This is a genomic window from Mesorhizobium sp. ES1-4 (genome assembly GCF_020164745.1).
In the GTDB taxonomy this organism is placed as follows: Bacteria; Pseudomonadota; Alphaproteobacteria; order Rhizobiales; family Rhizobiaceae; genus Mesorhizobium.
In genome coordinates this window covers 243494-269012 of sequence record NZ_JAIUGV010000003.1, presented here as the reverse complement: position 1 = coordinate 269012, position 25519 = coordinate 243494, and the positions used below count along the sequence as shown (strand labels likewise).

General features: G+C 64.9%; 19 protein-coding genes and 1 pseudogene. 6 read left to right on the top strand and 14 right to left on the bottom strand.

Features of this window, described 5'->3' with window-relative positions; all coding sequences use genetic code 11:
* Positions 1-10 precede the first annotated feature (10 nt).
* The 12 genes and pseudogenes from LB556_RS07240 to LB556_RS07185 all read right to left on the bottom strand — a co-directional run bounded on the left by LB556_RS07240 (position 11) and on the right by LB556_RS07185 (position 15028).
* Positions 11-1219 carry an ABC transporter substrate-binding protein gene (locus LB556_RS07240; RefSeq protein WP_224565536.1) on the bottom strand — a complete coding sequence of 403 codons (1209 nt, stop codon included), beginning with the start codon at positions 1217-1219 and terminating at the stop codon, positions 11-13.
* A gap of 293 nt (positions 1220-1512) precedes the next feature.
* Entirely contained in the window at positions 1513-3348 is a 1836-nt protein-coding gene (locus LB556_RS07235; RefSeq protein WP_224565534.1) for an ABC transporter ATP-binding protein, read from the bottom strand.
* A 70-nt stretch (positions 3349-3418) separates the two neighbouring features.
* On the bottom strand, positions 3419-4363 hold the full coding sequence (locus tag LB556_RS07230) for an acetamidase/formamidase family protein (protein ID WP_224565532.1): 945 nt from the start codon (positions 4361-4363) through the stop codon (positions 3419-3421).
* On the bottom strand, positions 4353-5996 hold the full coding sequence (locus LB556_RS07225; RefSeq protein ID WP_224565530.1) for an ABC transporter substrate-binding protein: 1644 nt from the start codon (positions 5994-5996) through the stop codon (positions 4353-4355). Before LB556_RS07225 ends, LB556_RS07230 begins: the two co-directional genes overlap by 11 nt.
* 32 nt (positions 5997-6028) lie before the next feature.
* The gene (locus tag LB556_RS07220; RefSeq protein WP_224565528.1) at positions 6029-6949 is read right to left on the bottom strand and encodes an ABC transporter permease; all 921 of its coding nucleotides are present in this window, start codon (positions 6947-6949) and stop codon (positions 6029-6031) included.
* Positions 6946-7854, bottom strand: a complete 909-nt coding sequence (locus tag LB556_RS07215; RefSeq protein ID WP_411908571.1) for an ABC transporter permease — start codon at positions 7852-7854, stop codon at positions 6946-6948. Before LB556_RS07215 ends, LB556_RS07220 begins: the two co-directional genes overlap by 4 nt.
* Complete coding sequence (locus LB556_RS07210) at positions 7832-8464, bottom strand: ANTAR domain-containing response regulator (RefSeq protein ID WP_224565526.1); 633 nt, start codon at positions 8462-8464, stop codon at positions 7832-7834. Before LB556_RS07210 ends, LB556_RS07215 begins: the two co-directional genes overlap by 23 nt.
* On the bottom strand, positions 8461-9555 hold the full coding sequence (locus LB556_RS07205) for a transporter substrate-binding protein (protein WP_224565524.1): 1095 nt from the start codon (positions 9553-9555) through the stop codon (positions 8461-8463). The genes LB556_RS07210 and LB556_RS07205 overlap by 4 nt, the downstream gene beginning before the upstream one ends.
* Positions 9556-9721: 166 nt before the next feature.
* Positions 9722-9864 (bottom strand): annotated as a pseudogene (locus LB556_RS07200) (helix-turn-helix domain-containing protein); the annotation flags it as partial.
* 89 nt (positions 9865-9953) lie between these two features.
* On the bottom strand, positions 9954-11069 hold the full coding sequence (locus LB556_RS07195; RefSeq protein ID WP_224565522.1) for an aminomethyltransferase family protein: 1116 nt from the start codon (positions 11067-11069) through the stop codon (positions 9954-9956).
* Positions 11070-11187: 118 nt separating this feature from the next.
* Positions 11188-12942: a hydantoinase B/oxoprolinase family protein gene (locus LB556_RS07190; RefSeq protein ID WP_224565520.1), complete on the bottom strand. Its 1755-nt coding sequence runs from the start codon at positions 12940-12942 to the stop codon at positions 11188-11190.
* A gap of 1 nt (position 12943) precedes the next feature.
* The gene (locus tag LB556_RS07185) at positions 12944-15028 is read right to left on the bottom strand and encodes a hydantoinase/oxoprolinase family protein (RefSeq protein ID WP_224565518.1); all 2085 of its coding nucleotides are present in this window, start codon (positions 15026-15028) and stop codon (positions 12944-12946) included.
* Between the two features lie 220 nt (positions 15029-15248).
* Between LB556_RS07185 and LB556_RS07180 the strand changes: the two genes are divergently transcribed.
* The 6 genes from LB556_RS07180 (at position 15249) to LB556_RS07155 (ending at position 23347) form a co-directional block, all read left to right on the top strand.
* Positions 15249-16076 (top strand): ferredoxin--NADP reductase, encoded by an 828-nt coding sequence (locus LB556_RS07180; RefSeq protein WP_224565516.1) that lies wholly within the window; start codon positions 15249-15251, stop codon positions 16074-16076.
* Positions 16077-16264: 188 nt separating this feature from the next.
* The gene (gene deoC / locus LB556_RS07175; RefSeq protein WP_224565514.1) at positions 16265-17314 is read left to right on the top strand and encodes a deoxyribose-phosphate aldolase; all 1050 of its coding nucleotides are present in this window, start codon (positions 16265-16267) and stop codon (positions 17312-17314) included.
* Positions 17315-17366: 52 nt separating this feature from the next.
* A complete protein-coding gene (locus LB556_RS07170; protein ID WP_224565512.1) occupies positions 17367-19739 on the top strand; it encodes an aldehyde dehydrogenase family protein in 2373 nt (790 codons plus the stop codon).
* Between the two features lie 189 nt (positions 19740-19928).
* Positions 19929-20660, top strand: a complete 732-nt coding sequence (locus LB556_RS07165) for an SDR family oxidoreductase (RefSeq protein ID WP_224565510.1) — start codon at positions 19929-19931, stop codon at positions 20658-20660.
* Between the two features lie 25 nt (positions 20661-20685).
* Positions 20686-21531: a fumarylacetoacetate hydrolase family protein gene (locus LB556_RS07160; protein WP_224565508.1), complete on the top strand. Its 846-nt coding sequence runs from the start codon at positions 20686-20688 to the stop codon at positions 21529-21531.
* A gap of 229 nt (positions 21532-21760) precedes the next feature.
* Positions 21761-23347, top strand: coding sequence for an FGGY-family carbohydrate kinase (locus LB556_RS07155; RefSeq protein ID WP_224565506.1), 1587 nt, complete (start codon positions 21761-21763; stop codon positions 23345-23347).
* Positions 23348-23370: 23 nt separating this feature from the next.
* Here LB556_RS07155 and LB556_RS07150 read toward each other — a convergent pair whose 3' ends face one another.
* Together LB556_RS07150 and LB556_RS07145 are read right to left on the bottom strand one after the other, a co-directional pair.
* On the bottom strand, positions 23371-24456 hold the full coding sequence (locus tag LB556_RS07150; protein ID WP_224565504.1) for an ABC transporter ATP-binding protein: 1086 nt from the start codon (positions 24454-24456) through the stop codon (positions 23371-23373).
* Between the two features lie 2 nt (positions 24457-24458).
* A complete protein-coding gene (locus LB556_RS07145; protein ID WP_224565953.1) occupies positions 24459-25505 on the bottom strand; it encodes an NAD(P)-dependent alcohol dehydrogenase in 1047 nt (348 codons plus the stop codon).
* Between the last annotated feature and the right edge of the window lie 14 nt (positions 25506-25519).

The window sequence follows — 25519 nt, the reverse complement described above, 5'->3', positions numbered from 1 at the left end:
GCCGCGACGGTCACTGGGCCGCCGTCGGGCAGCCGCTTTCCTTCTCGCTCAGGAATGCTTCGTTGCCGGGAATGGTGGCAAGGTATTTGTAATAGTCCCAATCCTTGGTGCTCTCGCTGGGCGCCTTGACCTGGTAGAGATACATGTCGTGCACCATGTTGCCGTCGGCCTGGACCTTGCCGTTGGCGGTAAAGACGTCGTTCACCGGCATCGAATGCAATTGCTTGGCGACGGCTTCGGTCTCGTCGGTGCCGGCCTTGTCGATGGCCTTCAGGTATTGCGTCACCGCCGAATAGGTCGCCGCCTGGATCATGTTCGGCATGCGGTTGGTGCGCTTGAAGAAGCGCTGCCCGAACTCGCGGCTCTTGTCGTCACGGTCCCAGTAGAAGCCCTCGGTCAGCACGACGCCTTGCGCCGCCTGCAGGCCGAGCCCATGCACCTCGGACAGCGTGAACAGCAGCGCCGCCAGGCGCTGGCCGCCTTGCACGATGCCGAATTCGGCCGCCTGCTTGATGGAGTTGGAGGTGTCGAGGCCGGCATTGGCCAGTCCGATGACCTTGGCGCCCGACGATTGCGCCTGCAGCAGGAAGGACGAATAGTCGGTCGAGCCCAGGGGATAACGCACCTCCCCCAGCACCTTGCCGCCATGGCTCTCGACGAATTTGGCGGTCTGCTCCTTCAATGAATAGCCGAAGGCATAGTCGACGGTGAGGAAGAACCAGCTGTCGCCGCCCTGCTGCACCAGCGAGCCGCCGGTTCCCACCGCCTGCGAATGGGTGTCATAGGCCCAGTGGAAGCCGTAGGGCGAGCACTGCTTTCCGGTCAGGTCGGTGGTCGCGGCACCGGTGACGATGTCGATCTTCTTCTTTTCCTTGGAAATGCCCTGCACGGCGAGTGCGACCGAAGAGGTCGTCAGCTCCATGATGGCGTCGACCTGTTCGGTGTCGTACCACTGGCGTGCGATGTTGGAGGCGATATCGGGCTTGTTCTGATGGTCGGCGCTGATGACCTCGACCGGCGCTCCCTGCACCTTGCCGCCGAAATCCTCGACCGCCATCTTGGCCGCCTCGACCGACCATTTGCCGCCGAAATCGGCGTAGACGCCGGATTGGTCGTTGAGGATGCCGATCTTGACTTTGCCGTCGGAAATCCCGGCCGCCGAGGCAGGAATCGCGGTGGCCGCGAGAAGCGCGGCGGAAACGAAATAGCATAGCTTCATGAGTTTACTTCCTCCCGTTCCGATGAATCCGGCCGCTCCCTACGATCGGTCATCATTTTCAAGCATCAGGGAACATGAGGAAAATGAGGCGGAACGGCAAGGGCCGATCACGGATTTATGCCCGAAGGCTCGTAGCGGCCTGCCGCGATACCGGCAGCAAGCCGGTTGGCCGGCCTCGACTGCGGCAGAGACACGAACATGTGAACCGCGACGCCGGCACGGCTATGGCGGCACGACCATGCCGGCGAGCGCCATGGTGGGTCGGCGGCGCCTGGCAGGGTCGGCAGGCCCCTTCAGCCTTCGGCGGCGACGAGATGGCCGTTGCCGACATCGCTCAGCGCCAGTTTCAGCGGCGCCTCGCCGATCCGGCGGGTGGCGCTGGGGATTTCCTGGTCGAGGCGGGCGAAACGGCTTCTGCGCCGCGCGGGATCCGGCACCGGCACGGCTTCGATCAGCCGTTTGGTATAGGGGTGGCGCGGGCTGGAGAAGACCTGGTCGCGTGTGCCCATCTCGACGATCTGGCCGAGATACATGACGGCGACACGATCGGAGATGTTCTCGACCACGGCCATGTCGTGCGAGATGAAGAGATAGGCCACGCCGAATTCGCGCTGCAATTCCTGCAGCAGATCGAGCACGCGCGCCTGCACCGAGACGTCGAGCGCGGACACGCTTTCATCGGCGATGATCAGTTTCGGCCGGAGCGCCAAGGCACGCGCGATGCAGACGCGCTGGCGCTGGCCGCCGGAAAACTCATGCGGATAGAGTTCCATCTGGCCGGCCGACAGGCCGACACGGTCGAACAAGGCGGCCACCCGCTCGCGGCGCTCTTCCTTAGAGGCGATGCCGTGGATGACCAGCGGTTCGGCCACGAGATCGCCGACGCGCATGCGCGGGTCGAGCGAGGCGTAGGGGTCCTGGAAAATCATCTGCACGTCGCGGCGCACCGCCTTGCGCTCGTCGCGGCCGAGGCCGGACAGGTTGCGGCCACCGACGACGATGTCGCCGCTGTACGGCACCAGCCCGGCCAGCGCCTTGGCGGTGGTCGACTTGCCGCAGCCGGATTCGCCGACCAACGCCAGCGTCTCGTTGGGCGCGATGGAAAAGCTGACACCCTCGACGGCGTGGACTCTGGCGTTGACCCGGCCGAATACGCCGCCGCGCAGGTCGAAGCGGACGTGTAGGTCGTTGACCACGGCGACCGGGACCGAATGCTCGGCGGAAGGCCCCCTCATCCGGCCCTGCGGGCCACCTTCTCCCCGTGGGGGAGAAGAGGAAGTTGATGCCACGGCCGAGGGGGCCAGCGCCGAGTCAGGATCCCGTCGCTTGCCTATGCGCGGCACGGCGGCGAGCAGTTCGCGCGTGTAGTCGGCTTGCGGTCGGGCGAAAATGTCCGATGTCGCGCCTTCCTCGACCATGCTTCCATGCCGCATGATGATGACGCGGTCGGCCATTTCGGCGACCACGCCCATGTCATGGGTGATCAGGATGACGCTGGTGCCATGCTTTTGCTGCAGATCGCGCAGCAGCTCCAGCACCTCGCCCTGCACCGTGACATCGAGCGCCGTCGTCGGCTCGTCGGCGATCAGAACGTCCGGTTCGAGCGCCAGCGCCATGGCGATCATCACCCGCTGGCGCATGCCGCCGGAGAGCTCGTGCGGGAACTGCCTTAGCCGGCTTTCGGCCCCCGGAATGCGCACCGCCGTCAGCGCCTCAACGGCGCGCTGGCGGGCCTCGGCCCGCGACAGGCCGGTATGCGCCTCGATGGATTCGGTCAGCTGCCGGCCGATCGAGAGCACCGGGTTGAGCGAAGTCATCGGCTCCTGGAAGATCATGGCGATGCGGTTGCCGCGAATATGGCGCATGCGGCGTTCGTCCAGGGTGGTCAGCTCGGTGCCGCCCAGATGGATAGCGCCGGACGATATGCGCGCCGCGGGCTGCGGCAGCAATCGCATGATCGCCAATGCGGTCATTGATTTGCCGGAGCCGGACTCGCCGGCAATGCAAAGCGTTTCGCCGCGCCCGAGCGTCAGGGATAGGTTCGAGACGACCTCGCGCTCGCTCTCCTCGCCGCGCACGCAGACGCAGAGATCGGCGATGGCAAGGACTGTTTCGCTGGCTGAGGTCATGCCACGCGTGACCTTGGGAGGGATTTACTCCCGGCAGGGCAGAGGGGGGTGCCTTGGCGCAAACGCAAAATCATTCAAACACGCAGCGTGGAAAATAGAACGAAACCACCCAGTTCGGCATGTCGACGATCTCGCTGATCCTGAGATCGCCGCAGACCGAGGCCAGCATGTAGGCTTCGACCGGGTCGATCTTGTAGCGGCCGGCGAGCAGGTCGACCATCTGGGCGACGGCCTCCCTGGCGCCCGTCATCAGGTCGGGGCCGATACCGGTCGTCACCTCGTAACCCTTGGCGTCGAGATGGCGCGTCACCGGGCCTGACGTGGTGAAGCGCGGCGTTTTCAGCCTGGCGTCCTTGACCAGGTCAAGCTTGAGCACGACATCCATAGGGCTTTCGATTGCGGTGCCACAGACCTCGCCGTCGCCTTGCGCGGCGTGGGTGTCGCCGACTGAAAACAGCGCACCCGAGACCTCGACCGGCAGGTAGAGCGTGGTGCCGGCGGCGAGATCGCGGATGTCGAGATTGCCGCCGACGCGGCGCGGCGGCACCACCGAATGGTGTCCCATCTCGGCCGGTGCGTTGCCGATGGTGCCGGCAAACGGCTTCAGCGGCACGCGGGCGTTTTTGCCGAACAATGCCGGTTCCAGCGACGACGCATCGTACTTCCAGATGTTGAGCGCCGGCTCCTTGAAGTCGTCGGCGAGCAGGCCGAAACCTGGAATGTTGGCCGTCCAGCCGAAGCCGGACGGTTTGAACATCTCGATCGTCACCTTCAGCGCATCGCCCGGCTCTGCGCCCTCGACGAAGATCGGCCCGGTGACCGGATTGATCCGGGCGAAGTCGAGCTTGGCGATGTCGGCGACGGTGCTGTCGGGCTGCAACTGGCCGCCCGAGGAATCGAGGCATTGGAACTCGATGGTCGAGCCGGGCGCCACCCGCTCGGCCGGGACGAACGAATTGTCCCAGCCGAAATGGTGATGGCGCCCGTGGATCGTGTAGTCGCAGTTATTGCACATCTTTTACATACACATTGTCGTAGTTGATCGGGATATGGACCGGGTCGACATAGAGGTTGTCGGCGCCGCCCATGCGCGCAGATTTCATGGTGAAGCGCTGCTCGTTGAAGACCGGCGCCCAGGGTGCGTCTTCCATCACCTTGTCGTAGATGGCGCTCCACATCTTGTCGCGCTCGGCGGCCTTGGCCGGATCGACCACCGAGTCGGCCTCGGCCGCCTTGGCGTCGAGATCCTTGTTGCAGTACCAGGACCAGTTCCAGCCGCCGGGAACCGCACCGGCGCAGCCCAGGATCGGCCCGTAAAAGTTCGAAGGATCGGGGAAGTCGGCGATCCAGGCCATGCCGCCCGACCAGATCATCGGCGCGCCGGCCTTGTCGCCGCCGGCGGCAATGACGTTGGCCTGGGCGAGCGACTGGATGCTGGCCTTGATTCCGATCGCCGCCAGATCCTGCTGGATCGCCTGGGCGATGCGCGGGTTGGGGTCGGTGTTCATGACGAACAATTGCGTCTCGAACCCATCGGGATGGCCGGCCTCGGCCAGCAGCGCCTTGGCCTTGGCGACGTCGTACGGATAGCCCTTGTAGTCCTTGTCGTAGCCGGGCATCGACGGCGGCAGCGGCTGATTGGCCGGCACGGCGCGGCCGTTGATGATCTGAATGATGCGCGCCTTGTTGAGCGCCATGTTGACGGCCTGGCGCACCTTCACATTGTCGAAGGGCGCCATGGTGGTGTTCATGGTGACATAGCCGGTGTGCAACTGGCCACCTTCGACGACGCGCGCCTTCTGCTCGGGATCGGCCATCACTTCCTGGAATTTTGCCGGCGGAATGCCGTCGCCAGGCACGTCGATCTCGCCCTTCTGCAGGCGCAGCAGCGCCACGATCGGCTCCTGGCCGATCTCGAAGGTGATCTTGTCGAGATGCGGCAGGCCCTTGTGCCAGTAGTCGGGGTTGCGCTCGAAGACGATGCGCTGGCCAAGCGTCCACTCGGCCAGCTTGAAGGCGCCGGTGCCGACCGGGTGCTTGCCGAAATCGGCGCCGTATTTTTCCACCTCTTCCTTCGGCACGACATGCGAGAAGTTGATGGCCATGACATGCAGGAAGGTGGCGTCGGGGCGCGTCAGCTCGAACTTGACCGTGTAGGGGTCGACGACGGTGACGCCCGACAGAACTTCGGCCTTGCCGGCGGCGACGTCGTCATAGCCCTTGATCGAACCGAAGAAGCCGGAGCCGGGGCTCTGCGTCTTCGGATTGGTGACGCGGTCGAGCGAGTACTTCACGTCGTCGGCGGTCATCTCGCGGCCATTGTGGAATTTCACCCCGTGGCGCAGCTTGAAGGTGAAGGTCTTGCCGTCGGGCGAAATCTCGTAGCTCTCGGCGAGGTCGGGCTTGAGGTTGGTGGTGCCGGGCTCGTAATCCATCAGCCCGTCGAACAGGCTCTTGATCATCGACCAGTTCTGCCAGTCGTAGCCGATCGCCGGGTCGAGGGTCGCGACATCGTCCTTGTAGGTGATGGTGATGGCGCCGCCCTGCTTGGCGTTCGGGTCGATCGTGTCCTCGGCCCGGGCGCTCGTCATGCCGAGCATCAGCGCCAGCGCCGATGCGGCTACGGTCGATGCGAGAAACTTCTTCATTGTCGTTCCCTTTCTCTGTTTGTTTTGTGGTTTCATCTCAGCTTGATGCGCGGGTCTATGAAGGGCGCGATGATGTCGGCGAGCAGGTTGCCGAGCACGATGGCGAAGGCCGACACCAGGGTGACGCCCATGATGATCGGAATGTCGACGCGCTGGATGGCTTGCCATGCCAGCTGACCGATCCCCGGCCAACCGAACACGCTTTCGACGACGACGATGCCACCCATGAAGATGCCGATATCGATGCCGATCATGGCGATGACCGGCAGGATGGCGTTGGGCAGAGCGTGACGGAAGAGGATGGCGCCACGGGCGAGACCCTTGGCGCGGGCGGTGCGGACATAATCCTGGCGCAGCACATCGATCATCGACGAGCGCATCATGCGTGCGTACCAGCCGGCGCCGAGGATGCCCATGGTGAGCGAGGGCAGCACGAGATGACGCCAGGTGCCGTAGCCACCGATCGGAAACCAGCTCAGCCGCACGGCAAAGACGTAGAGCAGCAACAGGCCGACGACGAATTGCGGCGCCGAAACGCCGACGAAGGACGCGACCATCAAGGTCTGGTCGGTCGCGGTGCCGCGCTTGACCGCGGCGATCAGGCCCATCGAGAGACCGATCAGCAGTTCGCACAGGATGGCGCCGGCCATCAGGAGCAGGCTCGCCGGCAGGCGCGAGACGATGAGCTCGGTCACCTCGGAGCGCTGGATGTAGGAGCGGCCGAGATCGCCGCTGACGAGCCTGGTCAGATAGTGCCAGTACTGGACGACGAAGGGCTGGTCTAGGCCGAGCTGCTGGCGGATGTTTTCCACCGTCTGCGGCGTGGCGCTGCGGCCGGCGATCTGGCGCACCGGATCGGCGGGCAGGAGATAAAGCAGCGCGAAGGTGATCAGCGAGACGCCGAGCAGGATGAGCAGCGACTGGATCAGGCGGCGGCCGAGATAGGCGATCATGCGCGGCCCCTTTGCGTAGGGTCGAGAATGTCGCGCAGCGCGTCGCCGACCAGATTGAAGGCGAGCGCCAGGGCCAGGATCGCGGCGCCGGGGAAGAACACCAGCCAGGGCGCGGCCTGAAAGTAGGTCTGGTTCTCGAAGATGATGTTGCCCCAGGATGCCGTCGGCGGCTGCACGCCTATGCCGAGGAAGGAGAGCGTGGCTTCGAGCAGCACCGTGGTCGAGATGCCGAGCGTGCCCCAGACGATGATGGTCGGCAGCAGATGCGGCAGGATGTGGCGAAACAGGATGCGCGGCGCGCTCGCCCCGATGGTGCGCTCGGCGTCGATGAACTCGCGCTCGGCGAGCGATGAGGTTTCGGTGTAGATGACGCGCGCGGTCTGCACCCAGTTCACCAGGGCAATGACCATGGCGACGATCCACAGGCTCGGCTGGAACACCGCCGCGAGACAGATTGCGAGCAGCAGCGCCGGAAAGGCCATCATCAGGTCGGTGAAGCGCATCAGCGCGCTGCCGATCCAGCCGCGGAAATAGCCTGCAGTGACGCCGACCAGCGTTCCGATCAGAAGCGCCACGCCATTGGCGACGATGCCGATGATAAGCGAGGTGCGAGCGCCGTAGAGAATGCGGGTCAGAAGATCCCGGCCGAGCAGGTCGGTGCCCAGCCAGAATTTCGCGCTCGGGGGCAGTGGCGAGCCCTCGATGGTCAGGCCGTCGAACATCTGCTCGTTGGGATCGTAGCCGGTCAGCCACGGCGCCATGATCGCGCCCGCGACGACGATGGCGACGATCACCAGGCCGAGCAGCGCCAGGCGGCGCCTGACCAGCCGGCGCCAGACACCGACGCGCGGCTTGGCCGGCATGCGCCCAGTTGCCGTGAGATCAGGCGCGATGGGACTGGTCATCGCCGCTCTCTTCCCCGGTCTTGGCTTCCCCCGTCTTGGTCTCCTCCGTCATCGCCACGATACGACGCGCGGCGTCCTCGACGCTGATCTGCCAGCTCATCGCCAGCGAGCGCAGCTGCGCATAGGCACGGCCGTCGTCGCTGCCTTTCGACAACGCCGAGACAGCCCGCACGATGGTCTGGCGTTCGGCGACACGCTGGCGCAGCGCGGAAATCTCGCCGGCTAAATGCTTTCGCGCCTCGAAACCCTGCCGCGCGATCAGCAACGCGCTGTAGACGCCGGCATTGCCGACCGGCTTCAGGATCTGGGCGTCGGCCTTGTGCGACAAAGCCCACTCGATGCGGCCCGGCGCCTCGGAACCGATCAACGCCACCAGCGGCATTGGCGCTTCGCCCGGCTTCCACGGGAATTGCTCGTCGAAACCAAGATCGACGTCGAAGAAGACGAAGTCCGCGGCCAGCGCCTCCGGCGCCAGTTCCGGCCAGCAGTCCACGGTGACAAGCCCGATGGCCGACAATTGCCTGGTGATCGCCTGCACCGTCGGGTGCGGACGATGCAGGACAAAGGCCCTGGCGCCGCCGAGATTGGGAATACGCGGGGTTCTGGTCACGACACCACCCGCAGGCGCGGCCGGCCGAATGTTTTTGCGGGGTCGTAGCGCGACAGATAGGGGTCCGGCGCGACTTCGTCCTCGCGGCTGACAACCTCGAAGTACCCGTCCGCGATCCGGCCGATGATCACCGGCAGCGTCGCATGCTGGGAATGGGCGTCGATGGCGACCGGGCCGAGCCGGGTGGAGAAGCGCCGCTCGGCGAACGCTTTTGAAAATTCGGCCGGGCCCGCGTCGGGGTCGTGAGACAGCACGTCCGCCATCACCTGCACCGAGGCATAGGCGGAGGCTTCGAAGGACGAGGCGAACGCTGCCGGCCGCGGTGCGAAATACGGTCCGACCGAAAGATGGCCCTTGCCGGTTTCGCCGATCGCCGGCAACTCGCCTTCGGTCAGGTTGCAGGAGATGACGGGGCAGTTTCCGGGGCTGAAGGCCGCGTCCTCGCCGGCCAGATCACGATAGGCCGCAAGGAAGGCGTAAGAAGATGTGCCGATCAGATTGTTGAGGATGAAATTCGGCCGTGTCGCCCGGATCTCGGCGATCAGCCGCGACACGTCGGTCTCGCCGATGCGCAGATAGCGCTCGCCCAGCACCTTGCCGCCGGCGTCGGCGATCAGGTCGCGCGCCACGCGGTTCATCTCCCAGCCCCAGATGTAGTTCGAGCCGAGCAGAAAGCCGTTTGCGCCGAAGCGCGGCACGACATGGGCCATCAGCGGCACCAGGTGCTGGTTGGGACAGGCGTGCATGTAGACGACATGCTCATTGGCCTCGAACCCTTCATAGGGGCAGGCGTACCAGAGCATGCCGCCGGCCTTCTCCAGGACCGGAATCGTCTCCTTGCGGCTCCAGGAGGTGACGCAACCGACGACGTGGCGGGCGCTGCTGGTCCTGAAAATGTCTTCGCACAGTGTCGCGTAGCGGTCGGCATTGCTTTGCGGGTCGCGCTCGACCGGCACCAGCTCGATGCCCGAGCTCCGGTCGGCATTGATGTCGGCGATGGCGCGCATGGCGCCGGTGCGGCACGCGTCGGAAATGAGCTGATAGCTCCCCGAGCGGGAATAGAGGATGCCGATCTCGATGCGCCGTTTCAAACAGAACCCCAGAAATGACAATGCCCCGCTGCCAGCGCCGGAAAGGGGCGAGGCATACGAGGCATTTTTGCCGCCCGGCGATCAGGGCCGGTATTTTGCCTTAGCGTATTCGGTCCGGCTGGCCAGTCAAGCCCTCAACGCCATCCGCGTCGAATCAGCGTAAGGATCAACGCCCCCGCAACTGCCTCCGCCGCCAGGCGGCGGCGCCTCACCTGTCCGTTCGCGGAAGAAGCGCGAGAAATAAGCCGGGTCGTCGAAGCCGATTTCGTATGCGATGTCTTCGACCGTGCGCACGGTGAAGAGCAGCAGCCAGGGGCCTCAGCTCTCGCCGTTGATCAGGCTCTCCAGCAGATCGGGCAGCTGCTCCAACCGCTCCTGGCCGAAGCGCTTTTTCCGGGCTAGGCGCGCAGCCTTGTCCCCTCCGGATCGAAGAACGGCATCGGCGCGACGACCGCGCGGGTCGGCTTGCCGTCGATGTCGATGCTGAGTTCGCTGCCGATCGCGGTGAAGGGCAACCGCAGATGCGCTGTCGCCAGCACCTTGCCCAGCGAATAGCCATGGTCGCTGTAGGTGACCACGCCGGCGTGCTCGCCATCGGCCAGAACCCTGGCATTTGTCGCGGCCGGCTTGTCGCCGTCGAGGATCAGGCCGGTCCAGCGTTCGTCGAGCCCCTTGTCGCGCACCTTGAGCAGCGCTTCGCGGCCGACGAAGTCGCCCTTGTCGAACTTGATCCAGCGGTCGAGGCCGACATGAAACGGCGTGCGGCTCTCGTCCATGTCGATGCCATGTGCCGGATAGGCCTTTTCCAGGCCAAGCGTGAACATCGCCAGCACGCCATAAGGCTTCAGGCGGAAATCGCTGCCGGCCTTCATCAGAGCGTCCCAGACCGAAACCGCCTCGTCGGCCGGCACGAACAGTTCGAAGCCGAGTTCGCCGGTCACGCCGGTGCGCGAGATCAGTACTTTCGTCTCGCCGACGCGCCCGGAGGTGAACGCCCAGCGCTTCAAGCCGTCGAGATCGGCGTCCGAAACCAGCGCCTTCAGGAGTTCGCGCGAGCGTGGGCCCTGGATGGTCGGGAAGGCGATGGCGGGGGTGATGTCGGTGACATAGGCTTTTCGCTCCTGCGCGTGATGCTGGAGCCAGGGCAGCATCTTCAGGCGGTTGACCGAGCCGGTCACCAGCATGAAATGCTCGGGCGCCAGCCGGAACACGGTGAGGTCATCCATGATGCCGCCGTCCTCGCGGCAGACCGTGGAGTAGCGCACATTGCCCGGCTTCATCGCCGCGGCATCGTTGACGATGACATGGTTGACCAGCGCCTCGGCTTGCGGACCCTTGATGTCCATCTTGCCCATGGTGCTGAGGTCCTGCACGCCGACATTGGCACGGGTGTTCAGGTGCTCGTCGGCGATGCCGGAATAGTATTTGGCGGAGATGAAATCGCCGCCGACACGACCCATGGTTGCGCCCAGCCCGACGATGCTGCTGTAGAAAGGGGATCGCCGCTCGGCCAAGACATTCTCCATCGCTTGACGATGGAAAATACGGGGTTTTGCATCGTCGGCGGAGACGGAAACGACATGCCTTGCGCCGATCACGGCGGACCGCACCGCGACCATGTACAGTCGATGATCAGCTGTCCCGCTTCCTGGCCGTCGCCGCTCCGTCGATGGTCAGCCCGTCCGCCGCGATCACGACGCCGAATCTCTCGGCCGCTTGCCGAGGCGTGTAGTACCCCAGCGCCACGTCTTTCAGCACCTGCTCCGCGTCGCGCTCGCGCGGGTCGCCATAGCCGCCGCCGCCCGGCGTGCCGACACGCACGCGGTCGCCGGCCTTCAGCGGGATGTCCTGCTCCTTGGAGAGGTGCGGCGGTATGTGTTCTCCGCCATCGCGGAAGACGGTCACGCTGTTGGGCTCGCCATCCTTGCCGCCAAGGGCGCCCTGCGGGCCGAAACGGCCATGATCCATGACGAAGGAAGCACGCGCGTCACCGCGCAGGATCTCGACCTCATAGGCGAGGCCGAAGCCGCCGCGATGCTTGCCGGCGCCGCCCGAGCCTTCGCGCAAGGCATAGTGGCGATAGAGCACCGGAAAGGCCTGCTCCATGATCTCGACCGGCGGCGATTTCGAAATGCCGATCGTCGAGCAGCCATTGGTCAGGCCGTCATGACCCGCATTGCCGCCATAACCGCCGCCGGAGATCTGGTACATGACGTAGTCGCGGCCGCGCGCGGGGTCATTGCCGCCGAGCGCGAAATTGCCGCTGGAGCCGGCCGGGGCCGCCGTCACCTTGTCGGGCAGCGCCTGCACCATGGCGGCGAACACCGCCTCGGCGATGCGCTGCGAGACTTCCGCCGCGCAACCGGAAACGGGCCGGGGATATTTCGCGTCGAGGAACGTGCCTTCCGGCCGTCTGACGATGAGCGGCTCGAAAGCGCCGGCGCTGATCGGCACGTCCGGGAATATGTGGCGCATGGCGAGATAGACCGAGGACAGGGTCGTCGCCAGTACGCTGTTCATCGGTCCGGCGCAGGGCTTCGACGAGCCGGCGAAATCGAAGGTCAGCGTGTCGCCCTTTTTCTCGACGGCGAGCGCGATGGTCAGCGGTTCGTTGACCACTCCGTCGGAATCGACAAAGGCCTCGGAACGGTATGTGCCATCCGGGATGGCCGCGATGTTGGCGCGCATCTGCTCGGCGGCGCGGCGGCGCAGTTCGGCGATCGCCTCGATAACCGTTTCATTTCCGTAACGATCAAGGATTCCATTGAGCCTGTCCTGGCCGATCAGCAGCGCGGCGGCCTGCGCCCTGATGTCTCCGATGCGTTGGTCGGCGACACGGATGTTGGAGCAGATGATGGCGTAGATCTCGGGATCGAGCGCGCCCTTCTTGAACAGTTTCACCGGTGGCAGCCGCAGGCCCTCCTGTTCGACCGCCGTCGCCGAAGCCGAGAAGCCGCCTGGCACCGAACCGCCAATATCGGGCCAATGGCCGGTGTTGGACAGCCAGCAGAAGATTTTTCCGGCGCGGTACACAGGCATGGCGAAACGCACATCCATCAGATGCGTGCCGCCTAGATAGGGGTCGTTGACGATGTAGATGTCGCCGGGTTCAGGCGGCAGGCAGCGGCCATCGGCGATCATCTCGATCACCGTCCTCGTCGAATACTGCATGACGCCGACGAAGACAGGCAGGCCCTGGCTGCCCTGCGCGATCAGCGAGCCGTCGACGGCGGAATAGATGCCGTCGGAGCGGTCGTTGGCCTCGGCGATCACTGGCGAGAAGGCGGCGCGCGAAAAGGTCAGGTCCATCTCGTCGCAAACCTGCTGCAAGGCGGCCTGAAGCACCGAAAGCGTGATGGCGTCGAGCTTTGCGCTATCAACTGACATGTCAGGCCTCGCCGATATCGATGATGATGTTGCCGTCGGCGTCCGAGCGGGCGCGATCGCCGGGCTCGAGCACCGTGGTGGCGTCCATCTGTTCCAGGATCGCCGGACCTTCGATGCTGGCCTCGAGCGGCAATTTCTCGCGCGCATAGACCGGCGTGTCGTGCCAGCGGCCCGCATACCAGACCGGCCTGATCTCGCGCCGCGCCTCGTCGAGCGTTTTGGCACGCCCGGCCGGGTCGATCAGGCGCGACAGGTCGATCGCCGGGCGCACGCCGGTGACCGACGTGTTGAGGTTGACGAGGTTGGCGCGGATTTCCGGCAGTTCCACCTTGAAGCGGGCGAAATAGGCTTTTTCGAACAGCGCCTGCAGTTCCAGACGGGTCACCGACGAGGACGGCAGCGGCACGTTGATGATGTGGGTCTGGCCGACGAACTGCATGTCGGCGGAATGCGTGACGCGGATCGTTTCCGGCTTCACTGCTTCCTTGCCGATCAGCGCCTCGCCTTCGTTTCGGTGCCGTTCCAATACGCTGTGAAGCTGGATTTCGTCGAGCACAGCCACGGGCTGGTTGATGGTGTTGACGAAGTCATGGCGCAAATCCGCGACGACGCAGCCGAGCGCATTGGTGATGCCGGGCCGCGCCGGCACCAGCACCTTGGGCAGGCCGAGTTCGCGGGCGAGCGCCGTCGCATGCAGCGGCCCGGCGCCGCCGAAGGCGAACAGCGCGAAGTCGCGCGGGTCATGGCCGCGCGACACCGAGACCATGCGGATGGCGCCGGCCATCTTCATATTGCCGAGCCTGAGCACCGCGCCCGCGGCCTCGACACCGGACAGGCCGGTCGCCTTGCCGATCCTGTCCTCGAAAATGCCGGTGACGCGCTCCGTGGTGACCGGATTGTCGACGGCGAGCAGCTTCTTCGGCGCCAGCCGGCCGAGCACCAGATTGGCGTCGGTGATCGTCGGTTCGGTTCCGCCACGTCCGTAGCAGATCGGGCCGGGATTGGCGCCGGCACTTTCCGGGCCGATCTGGATCAGCCCGGCCGCATCGACGCGAGCGATCGAACCGCCGCCGGCGCCGACCGTATGCACCGCCACCATCGGCACATGGATGGGCATGGCATACTCGATCTCGATCTCGTTCGAGACTGCCGGCTCGGCGTTGCGGATCAGCGCCACGTCGGTCGAGGTGCCGCCCATGTCGTAGGTGACGAGGTTTTCGAAGCCGGCGCGCTTGCCCGTATAGGCGGCGGCGATGACGCCGGAAGCCGGGCCCGACATCACCGTCTTGGCCGATTCGCGGGTGACGAAGCGCGCCGAGATCATGCCGCCATTGCCGTTCATGATCAGGAAGTCGCGGGCATAGCCCTTGTCGGCCAATTCCGTGCGCAGACGCTCGACGTAACGCTCGAGGATCGGCTGCACCGAGGCGTTGACCGAGGCCGTGACGCCACGCTCGAATTCGCGAGCCTCCGACAGCAGCGCATGGCCCGTCGTGATGTAGCCGTTTGGCCAAAGCTCGGCGGCGATCTCGGCGGCGCGCCGCTCATGCGAGGGGTTGGCGTAGGAATGCAGGAAATGGATGACGAGGGATTCGCAGCCGGCCGCGATGAGCGCCTGCACCGCCGCGCGCATCTCGCCCTCGTCGAGCCGCGTGCGGATGGCGCCCGATGCCTCGACGCGTTCGGACACTTCGAGGCGTAGATTGCGCGGGATGACCGGGACGAATGTGCCCGTCATGCCATAGGGCTGCGGCCGGGTGCGCCGGCCAAGCTCGATCACGTCGCGAAAACCGCGCGTGGTGATCATGCCGGTCTTGGCCAAACGGCGCTCCAGCACCGCATTGGTGGTGGTCGTCGTTCCATGCACGATGAGGTCGATGCCGTCGACCGGAAAACCGGTGGCGCCAAGTGCCGAAACCACGCCGAAAGCCTGGTTGTCGATCGTGGTCGGTGTCTTGGCCAGATACACCTTGCCACCGTCCCTGCCGTCGATCAGCAGCAGGTCGGTGAAGGTTCCGCCGACATCGATGCCGGCAACGACGCTGCCCAGGGAATCCGGCGGCTGCACCGAAAAATTCTCTTTCATTGTCGAAACCCGAAATGCTGGGACTACGGATATGCCGCAGTTTGGAAAGGTGTTTTACGCCGCCATCTTGACGCAAATATCGTTTGTATACTAATAAATTCCGGACACAAGAGCTTACCGCTTTGGAGTGTGCGAGCAGCACGCCGGGACCTGAACGGTCCGTGCGTGCAGGAAAAGGTTTGGCGCCCGCGTCCCCGGTTGGGCCAGAAAGTTGGTTTTGATGAACACCACCACCGCGTTCAACACCGCCGGCGCCCGCCCGCTGCAATTCCCGATTCCGGCCAATGTCTATGCCGAGACCGTCGTTTCTGTGAAGCATTACACCGACCGGCTGTTCTCGTTCCGCATCACCAGGCCGCAGTCGCTGCGCTTCCGCTCCGGCGAGTTCGTGATGATCGGCCTGCCCAACGCCGATAAGCCGGTGTACCGCGCCTATTCCGTCGCCAGCCCGGCCTGGGACGAAGAGCTGGAATTCTTTTCGATCAAGGTGCCGGATGGCCCGCTGACCTCGGAGCTGCAGAAGATCCAGGTCGGCGACACCGTCATCATGCGCCAGAAGTCGACCGGCACGCTGGTCATCGATGCGCTGACCCCGGCCAAGCGCCTGTTCATGATCTCGACCGGCACCGGCATCGCGCCCTTCGCCAGCCTGCTGCGCGACCCCGACACCTACGAGAAATTCGACCAGCTGATCCTCACCCACACCTGCCGCGACAATGCCGAGCTGATCTATGGCCAGGACCTGGTGGCGGCGCTGGAAAGCGACCCGCTGATCGGCGAACTGACCGCCGGCCGCGTCACCCTCTACAATTCGACGACGCGCGAAGAGTCGGCCTGTATGGGCCGCATCACCGCCCTGATCGGCTCCGGCAAGTTCTACAGCGATCTCGGCATCGAAAAACTCGATCCCGAGACCGACCGCATCATGATCTGCGGCTCGATGCACATGCTGAAGGACGTCAAGGAGCTGGCCGAAAGCCTCGGCTTCCAGGAAGGCTCGCTCAGCCATCCCTCAACCTTCGTCGTCGAACGCGCCTTCGTCGGCTGAGCACCGAGCCTCCCTTGATAAGCGAGTTTTGACCTTCCGGTCAAAAATCAGCTGCTTTCGCGGCCCTTTTCGGCTATCCGTTGCTTAGGGACTCGTGAAGCGTGGCTTCGCGGGCTATCTTCGTGCGTATCGCCCAAAACGACACGTACCAAGACAAGGGCGTACGTCGCTGAATGAAAGGGCAGGAGATGAGCAGCACAATCCGCGAAGCCGATCTCGGCGCGTCCAAGGTCACGCCGTTGCCGGCACGCGCCGCCGCCAACACGCCGGCGCTGCTGGACCATCACATCGCGCGCAATCCCGGCCTGAAACTCGACCTCGGTTTTCTGGAATCGGTGCGCAGCGTCAACCGCTCGGCGCTTGAGCGCCGCGTCGCCAGCCTGACCAAGCGGCGCTCGATCAAGGCCGACAACCAGGCCGCCTGGCTGCTGCGGGCGATCGCCTGCATGGATCTGACGACGCTGAACTCCAACGACACCGAGGAGCGTGTGCGCCGGCTCTGCGCCAAGGCGATCAACCCGCTGCGCCGCGACATCGTGGAGGGTCTCGGCATTTCGGGCGAGACCATTCGGCCGGCCGCTGTCTGCGTCTACCATCCCTTCGTCGCGACCGCCGTCGACGCGGTGCGGGGGACCGGCATCCATGTCGCCGCCGTCTCCACCGCTTTCCCGCATGGCCTGGCGCCGCTGTCGACCCGTCTGCAGGAGATCGAGGCCTCGGTAAAGGACGGCGCCGACGAGATCGACGTCGTCATTCCGCGCGGCCTGGTGTTCGGCGCCAAGTGGCGCGAGCTCTACAATGAGATCGTCTCGATGCGTGCAGCCTGCGGTGACGCGCATCTGAAGGTCATTTTGGGCACCGGCGACCTCGCCACGCTGCGCAATGTCATGCTGGCTTCGATGGTGGCGATGATGGCGGGCGCCGATTTCATCAAGACCTCGACCGGCAAGGAAAGCGTCAACGCCACGCTGCCCGTCGGCCTCGCCATGGTGCGCGCCATCAGGGCCTATTTCGAGGAAACCGGCTATCTCATCGGCTTCAAGCCGGCCGGCGGTATCTCCACCGCAAAGGTCTCACTCGACTGGCTGGTGCTGATGAAGGAAGAGCTCGGCCGGCCATGGCTGGAGCCGGAACTGTTCCGTTTTGGCGCTTCGAGCCTGCTGACCGACATCGAGCGTCAGCTCGAGCATCACCTCACCGGGCATTATTCGGCCAATCATCGCCACGCGATGGCGTGAGGCGAGGGGCGCGCGACGGAACGCTTTCCCTGACAATCATCTGGAGTGCCCCATGAACATCCTTGAACGCTATCACGCCATGGAATACGGCCCGGCGCCGGAGGCTCGCAACGAGGCGGACGCCTGGCTCGCGACGCGCGATTTCGGCAAGGCGTTGTTCATCGGCGGCGACTGGAGGGCCGCTTCCGGCGGCAGGACTTTCGACACCAGCGAACCGTCCTCCGGCAAGCTGCTGGCCAAGGTGTCGGACGCCAACGCCACCGACATCGACGCAGCGGTTGCCGCGGCCACCAAGGCGCTGCCGAAATGGAGCGCCAGTTCGGGCTACCAGCGCGCCAAGGTGCTCTATGCCATCGGCCGCGCCATGCAGCGCCACCAGCGGCTGTTCGCGGTGCTTGAGACAATCGACAATGGCAAGCCGATTCGGGAGAGCCGCGACATCGATGTGCCGCTCGCGATCCGCCATTTCATGCATCATGCCGGCTGGGCGCAGGCACTGGACAGGGATTTTCCCGGCCAAAAGGGCGTCGGCGTCGTCGGCCAGATCATCCCGTGGAATTTTCCGCTCTTGATGCTGGCCTGGAAGATCGCGCCGGCACTCGCCGCCGGATGCACCGTCGTGCTGAAGCCGGCCGAGTTCACGCCGCTCACCGCTATTCTGTTCGCCGAGATCTGCGAACGCGCAGGCGTGCCGAAGGGCGTCGTCAACATCGTCCAGGGCGGACCGGAGGCTGGCGCGGCCATCGTCAACCATCCCGGCATCCAGAAGATCGCCTTCACCGGCTCTTCCGAGGTCGGCAAGATCATCCGCAAGGCCACCGCCGGCTCGGGCAAGAAACTGTCGCTGGAGCTTGGCGGCAAATCGGCCTTCATCGTCTTCGAGGACGCCGATCTCGACAGCGCCGTCGAAGGGCTGGTCGACGGCATCTGGTTCAACCAGGGCCAGGTCTGCTGCGCCGGTTCGCGCCTGCTGGTGCAGGAAGGTATTGCCGATGCGTTGATCGCCAAGGTCAAGACGCGGATGAGCCGGCTGCGTGTCGGCAGCCCCCTCGACAAGAACACCGATATCGGGCCGCTGGTCGACCTGACCCAGCTCGACCGCGTCAAGGGCCTGATCGCCGAAGGTGCCCGGCAGGGCGCTATCTGCTGGCAGCCGGATGCGGCGCTGCCGTCTACCGGCTATTACCACCTGCCGACGCTGGCTACCGGTGTTTCGCCGGCTAATATCCTGGCGCAGGAAGAAGTTTTCGGGCCGGTGCTCGCCACCATGACCTTCCGCAACACCGAGGAGGCGATCGAGCTCGCCAACAACACCCGCTATGGCCTGGCGGCCTCGGTGTGGAGCGAGAATGTCAACCTTGCCCTCCATGTCGCGCCGCAATTGAAGGCTGGCGTCGTCTGGGTCAACGGCACCAACATGTTCGACGCCGCCTGCGGCTTCGGCGGCTATCGCGAGAGCGGGTTTGGCCGGGAGGGCGGGCGCGAGGGCATGTTCGAATATCTCGCGGCAAAACTGCCGCTCGGCCCCGTTATCAAACCGGCAACATCGTCGGTACAGCCCGTCGAGCAGGCCGATGGCGTGGGAATCGACCGCACGGCAAAGCTGTTCATCGGCGGCAAGCAGGTGCGCCCGGACGGCAATTATTCGCTGGCCATCGCGACCGCCAAGGGCAAGCTCGCCGGCGAGGTCGGGCTCGGCAATCGCAAGGATATCCGCGATGCGGTTTCCGCTGCCCGCGCCTGCAAGGCCTGGCCGGAAGCGACCGCCTATAACAGATCCCAGGTGCTCTATTATCTGGCCGAGAACCTTTCCGGTCGCGCGGATGAATTCGCTGCCCGGCTTGTCCAACTGACCGGCGTGCCCGCGAAGGCCGCGCGCGAGGAGGTCGACCAGTCGATCGAGCGTCTCTTCCTCTATGCCGGTCTTGCCGACAAGTTCGAGGGCCGCGTGCACCAGCCGCCGGCTCGCGCCGTCACGCTGGCGCTGCATGAGCCGGTCGGGGTGTTGGGCATCGTCGCCCCCGACGATCAGCCGCTGCTCGGTTTCATCTCGCTCATCGCTCCGGCGCTCGCCATGGGCAACACCGTGGTCGCCGTGCCTTCCGAGCGATATCCGCTGCTCGCCACCGATCTCTACCAGGTCATCGAATATTCCGACGTGCCGTCCGGCGCCATCAACATCGTCACCGGCCGCAGCGCCGAGCTTGCCGGCGTGCTGGCCAGGCATGACGATGTCGACGGACTCTGGCTGTTCACTGACGCCGACACCTGCGCCAAGGCGGAAGCCGAGTCCATCGGCAACCTGAAGCGCGTCTGGAGCGGCGGTGGCCGCAGCCTCGACTGGGGTTCGGAAGAAGCCGCCGGCGATGGCTTCCTGCGCCGCGCCATCGAGGTGAAGAACGTCTGGGTGCCTTACGGCGACTGACCGAGATTTCCATGCTGCCGCAATGGTGATCGTGTTCGGACTTGACGCTCGGGCGCATGTTCTTTACCGAGAAAAAACATCTTTATCAGTGAACTGGCGTAGGCCGCACAATCGCGCCTGACTGGCACATGACGCTTTCGTCGGCCGCCGATAAAGGCAAATCTACGCGAAGCAGGCGAGGAAAAAGGCATGGCGGATCTGGCAGGCAAGGTCGTTGTCATCACGGCGGCGGCGCAAGGCATCGGCAAGGCAAGCGCGCTGGCTTTCGCCAAGGCTGGCGCCACAGTCCATGCCACCGACATCAACGAGCCGCTGCTGGCGGAACTCGCCAAGACCGCGGGCATCAAGACCCGCAAGGTCGACGTGCTCAATGACGAGGCGGTCGACGCCGCCTTTGCCGAGATCGGCGCCGTCGACGTGCTGTTCAACTGCGCCGGCTTCGTCCATTCAGGCTCTATCCTGGAGATGAAGGACACCGACCTCGATTTCGCCTTCAATCTCAACGTGCGCGCCATGATCCGCACCATCCGGGCGGTGCTGCCCGGCATGCTGGAGCGCGGGGACGGATCGATCATCAACATGGCCTCGCTGGCCAGTTCGACCAAGGGCGTGCCGAACCGCTTCGCCTATGGCGTCACCAAGGCAGCGGTCATCGGCCTGACCAAGGCGGTCGCCGCCGATTATGTCGGCAAGGGCATACGCTGCAACGCCATCTGCCCCGGCACCGTCGAAAGCCCGTCGCTGCAGGACCGCATGCATGCGCAGGGCGACTACGACGCCGCCCGCGCCGCCTTCATCGCCCGCCAGCCGATGGGCCGGCTCGGCACGCCGGAAGAAATTGCCGATCTCGCGGTTTATCTAGCCGGCGCCACCTATACGTCCGGGCAGGCCTATAATATCGACGGTGGCTGGTCGATCTGAACCAATCTGACTGAGGAGAGAACTGATGAAACTGCTGCGCTATGGCGAGGTGGGTCGCGAACGTCCCGGCCTGCTCGATGCGGATGGAACGATCCGCGATCTCTCCGCCCATGTTTCGGACATTGCCGGCACGGTGCTCCATCCGGCCTCGCTGGACATGCTTTCGAAGCTCGATGTGAAGTCCCTGCCGGCGGTTTCCGGCAATCCGCGCCTTGGCGCCTGCGTTGCGGGCACCGGCAAGTTCATCTGCATCGGTCTCAATTATTCCGACCATGCAGCCGAGACCGGAGCCACCGTGCCATCGGAACCGATCATCTTCATGAAGGCAAGCTCGGCCATCGTCGGCCCTGACGATGACGTGCTGATCCCGCGCGGCTCCGAGAAGACCGACTGGGAGGTCGAACTCGGCGTGGTCATCGGCAAGACCGCCAAATATGTCAGCGAGGCCGATGCGCTCGACCACGTCGCCGGCTACTGCGTCTCCCACGACGTGTCCGAACGCGCTTTCCAGGCCGAGCGCCAGGGCCAGTGGACCAAGGGCAAGAGCTGCGACACGTTCGGCCCCACCGGCCCGTGGCTCGTGACCAAGGATGAGGTGGCCGATCCGCAGAACCTCAAAATGTGGCTGACCGTCAACGGCAAGACGATGCAGAACGGCTCGACCAAGACCATGGTCTATGGCGTCGCCTATCTCGTCTCCTACCTCAGTCAGTTCATGTCGCTGCACCCCGGCGACATTATTTCGACCGGCACCCCGCCCGGCGTCGGGCTCGGCATGAAGCCGCCGGTGTTCTTGAAGGCGGGCGACGTTGTTGAGCTTGGCATCGAGGGGCTTGGGCAGCAGAAGCAGACGTTCAAGGCTGACGTGTAGGCGCGAGATTGGGCGTCAGCACCGCCCCTCATTTACCTGCCGGGCCACGACTTCGGCCCGGAGATCAGCGCCTGACCGCCATGCGCGTCCTTGCCTTCACCGGCGTCGCGCACGCCGATGGTCCCGGATTGAAAGCGCGGCTTGCGTCGACCGAACCTGACTTTATAGTCGCTGACATGCTGCGATTGCCCGATCTGATTGCAGGCCTGGGAGCGAGAGTTAGAGCATCTTGACGAAACAGTTTGTCTGCGCGGTCGATGTCGGCACCGGGAGCGCCCGCGCGGGCATTCTCGACGCCAGTGGCGCCTTACTCGGCCGTGCCGAGCGGCCGATTGCCATGAATCAGCCGAAGCCGGATCATGCCGAGCATGATTCACGCGATATCTGGTCCGCTGTCTGCGCCGCCGTGCGTGCCGCGCGGGAAAAGGCCAGCGTCGCCGCCGAGGATATTGCCGGCATCTCGTTCGACGCCACCTGTTCACTGGTCGTGCGTGACAGGCATGGCGGCCAGCTCAGTGTGTCGACCACCGGCGACAAGCGCTGGGACACCATTGTCTGGCTCGATCATCGCGCCATTTCCGAGGCCGACGAATGCACGGCGAGCGGGCACGAAGTGCTCAACTATATCGGCGGCGTCATGTCGCCCGAAATGGCGACGCCGAAACTGATGTGGCTGAAGCGCAATCTGCGCGACACCTGGAATGAAGCCGGCTATCTATTCGATCTGACCGATTACCTGACCTGGCAGGCGACCGGCTCGCTGGCGCGCTCGCAATGCACGCTGACGGCCAAATGGACCTACCTGGCGCACCGGGAACCCGCATGGCAACGCGATTTCTTCGAAATTGTCGGGCTTGAAGATCTTTTTGACCACGGCAATCTGCCGGAGCGGGCCAGTCCGGTCGGCGCCCATATAGGTTTGTTGACGGCGCAGGCAGCGGCGGAACTCGGCCTGACTGAAAACTGCCGCGTCGGCGCTGGCGTCATCGATGCCTATGCCGGGGCGCTTGGCGTGCTCGGCGGTTTTGCCGGCGACGAAGAGGATATCGGCCGCCATCTGGCGCTGATCGCCGGTACGTCGAGTTGCGTCATGGCGATGTCGCCCAACCCGCAGCCTTTCGCCGGTGTCTGGGGCCCTTATTACGGCGCCGCGCTGCCGAAGCTGTGGCTGTCGGAAGGCGGCCAGTCGGCGACCGGGGCGCTGCTCGACCACATCATCCGCTGGCACGGCGCCGGCGGCGAGCCGAATGCCGCCATGCATGCCAGGATCGCCGGGCGCGTCGCCGAACTGCGCGCCGCCGAGGGCGAGAGCCTTGCCGGCCGGTTGCATGTGCTGCCTGATTTCCACGGGAACCGCTCGCCGCTCGCCGACCCTCATGCCGTGGGGGTGGTCAGCGGGCTGACGCTGGATGCCTCTTTCGACAGCCTGTGCAAGCTCTACTGGCGCACCGCCGTCGGCATAGCGCTCGGCGTGCGCCATGTGCTGGAGGCGTTGAACGAGAACGGCTATCTGATCGACACGCTGCACGTCACCGGCGGCCACACCAAGAACCCGCTCTTGATGGAGCTCTACGCCGACGCCACCGGCTGCACGGTGGTCGAGCCGCTCGCCGACGAAGCGGTGCTGCTCGGGACCGGCATGGTGGCGGCGACCGCCGCCGGGCTTTTCCCCGATCTCAACGCTGCCTGCCTTGCCATGCGGCAGGGCGGCAAGACACGCGCCGCCAATCCGGCCGCCGGCGCCCGTTTCGACCGCGACTACCGGATTTTCCTGGAAATGCACCGGCAGCGGCAGGTGCTCGACGCGATCCACTGAAAGCCCAAGTGCAGCGTCGCACGCTATTGCTTGCGCAGGGACGCGCCTGACATCGCATCGAACAGGTGGATCGCGTCCTCATCGAACGTATAGCGCACAGCGGCGTGCAGCACCGGGCATTCGCGCGCCGGAACCAGTGCGCTGATCTCCTTGCCGCCGGAGCCGAATGTCACCAGAGCGTCATTGCCGTGGAATTCGATGAGATCGGCGGTGCCTTGCAATATGCCGGTGGCCCCGGCCCCGGCCGTCTTCAAGTCGGGCGGACGAATGCCGAGCACCGCGCGCGATACGCCGCGCAGGCCGAAGCGGGAGCCGTCGATGGAGAACACCGTGCCGGCGCCGGTCAGGCTCCAGCGGTCATCCTTGCGTCCCACGGCCACGTCGACGAAATTCATGTTCGGCGTGCCGATGAATCCGGCGACGAACAGATTGGCCGGGTGCTCATAGATCACGGCCGGCGAGCCGATCTGCTCGATGATGCCGTCCTTGAGCAGCACGATGCGGTCGGCGAGCGTCATCGCCTCCAGCTGGTCATGGGTGACATAGACGGTAGTGGTCTTCAGCGACTGGTGCAGCCGCGCGATCTCGATGCGCATATGGTTGCGCAGTTTGGCGTCGAGATTGGACAATGGCTCGTCGAACAGGAACACCTTGGGCGTCTTGATCATGGCCCGGGCGATCGCCACGCGCTGCTGCTGGCCGCCGGAGAGCGCGGCCGGCTTGCGGCCGAGATAGGGTTCCAGCCCCAGCGTCCTGGACACCGCTTCAACCCGCTTGCGGATCTCGGGTGCCGGCACCTTCTGGCGCCGCAGGCCGAAGGCGATGTTGTCGAAGATCGTCATGTGCGGGTAGAGTGCGTAGTTCTGGAACACCATGGCGATACCGCGGTCGCCCGGGTCGAGGTCGTTGACCACCTTGCCGCCGATCGAGACCTCGCCGCCGCTGATGTCCTCCAACCCCGCCAGCATCCTGAGCAAGGTCGACTTGCCGCAGCCGGACGGGCCGAGGAACACGACGAATTCGTGCTCCTCGATGGAGAGATTGAGATCGCGAATCACCGTGGTGGCGCCATACGCCTTGTCGACATGGGAGCAAACGATCGCGGACATGGTCAGCCCCTTTCACCGGTAAGCAGGATCTGCAACTTGACGTCCCGCGGGTTGCCTTCGGCCGCCCGTTCGAATGCCTGGATGCTGTCGGCGAAATCATAGGTCCCGGTGATCAGCGGCTTGAGGTCGACCTTGCCGGAGGCGATCAGCTGCAGGGCGCGGTCGAAGATATTGGCATAGCGGAACACGGTTTCGATGCGGACTTCCTTCGAGATGGCTGCCGGCACGTTGACGGCCACCGGCTCCACCGGCAGCCCGACAAGCACGACCGCGCCGCCTGGCCGCACGACGTCGAACAGATCGGCGAAAGCCTTGGGGCTGCCGCTCGCCTCGAAGACGATGTCGGCGCCCCAATTGTCGGTCGCGGCCGCGACCGCATCGACCAGTGATTGCTGGCCGACATCGACCGGCACGATGCCGGCATATTGCGCGGCGATCTTCAGCTTGGGCGCGGAAAAATCTGAAATCAGCACTTTCGAACACCCGCCGGCAAGGGCTGCAAGCGCGATCATGATGCCAATCGGGCCGCAGCCGACGACGACGGCGACATCGCCCGGAACGATCCGGGCACGGCTGGCCGCCTGCATACCGATGGCGAAGGGCTCGACCATCGCGCCCTCGGCGAAGGAAACATTGTCCGGCAGCCGGTAGGTGAAGGCGGCCGGGTGCACGGCATAGGGGGCAAGAATGCCATGCACCGGCGGTGTCGCCCAGAAAGTGACGTCGGGGTCGACATTGTAGATGCCGAGCTTTGTCGCCCGCGACGACAGGTTCGGCACGCCCGGCTCCATGCAGACGCGGTCGCCGACCTTCAGGCTCGTGACATTGGCGCCAACCTCGACGATCATGCCCGCAGCCTCGTGGCCGAGCACCATCGGCGCCCGCACGACATAGCTGCCGATGGCGCCGTGCGTGTAGTAGTGAACGTCGCTGCCGCAGACTCCGACCGTGTGGATGGCGATCCTGACATCGTCGGGTCCTACATCGAGCGGCAACGCGATCTCGCGCAGCGACAGTTCGCCTTTTTTCTCAAGCACCAGTGCTCGCATCGCGGTAAGCCTCA

Bases quoted from the DNA above. Each gene is read 5' to 3' on its own strand.
- LB556_RS07240 (WP_224565536.1), bottom strand. From the start codon at position 1,219: ATGAAGCTATGCTATTTCGTTTCCGCCGCGCTTCTCGCGGCCACCGCG.
- LB556_RS07235 (WP_224565534.1), bottom strand. From the start codon at position 3,348: ATGACCTCAGCCAGCGAAACAGTCCTTGCCATCGCCGATCTCTGCGTC.
- LB556_RS07230 (WP_224565532.1), bottom strand. From the start codon at position 4,363: ATGTGCAATAACTGCGACTACACGATCCACGGGCGCCATCACCATTTC.
- LB556_RS07225 (WP_224565530.1), bottom strand. From the start codon at position 5,996: ATGAAGAAGTTTCTCGCATCGACCGTAGCCGCATCGGCGCTGGCGCTG.
- LB556_RS07220 (WP_224565528.1), bottom strand. From the start codon at position 6,949: ATGATCGCCTATCTCGGCCGCCGCCTGATCCAGTCGCTGCTCATCCTG.
- LB556_RS07215 (WP_411908571.1), bottom strand. From the start codon at position 7,854: ATGACCAGTCCCATCGCGCCTGATCTCACGGCAACTGGGCGCATGCCG.
- LB556_RS07190 (WP_224565520.1), bottom strand. From the start codon at position 12,942: ATGTCAGTTGATAGCGCAAAGCTCGACGCCATCACGCTTTCGGTGCTT.
- LB556_RS07185 (WP_224565518.1), bottom strand. From the start codon at position 15,028: ATGAAAGAGAATTTTTCGGTGCAGCCGCCGGATTCCCTGGGCAGCGTC.
- LB556_RS07180 (WP_224565516.1), top strand. From the start codon at position 15,249: ATGAACACCACCACCGCGTTCAACACCGCCGGCGCCCGCCCGCTGCAA.
- deoC (WP_224565514.1), top strand. From the start codon at position 16,265: ATGAGCAGCACAATCCGCGAAGCCGATCTCGGCGCGTCCAAGGTCACG.
- LB556_RS07170 (WP_224565512.1), top strand. From the start codon at position 17,367: ATGAACATCCTTGAACGCTATCACGCCATGGAATACGGCCCGGCGCCG.
- LB556_RS07165 (WP_224565510.1), top strand. From the start codon at position 19,929: ATGGCGGATCTGGCAGGCAAGGTCGTTGTCATCACGGCGGCGGCGCAA.
- LB556_RS07160 (WP_224565508.1), top strand. From the start codon at position 20,686: ATGAAACTGCTGCGCTATGGCGAGGTGGGTCGCGAACGTCCCGGCCTG.
- LB556_RS07150 (WP_224565504.1), bottom strand. From the start codon at position 24,456: ATGTCCGCGATCGTTTGCTCCCATGTCGACAAGGCGTATGGCGCCACC.
- LB556_RS07145 (WP_224565953.1), bottom strand. From the start codon at position 25,505: ATGCGAGCACTGGTGCTTGAGAAAAAAGGCGAACTGTCGCTGCGCGAG.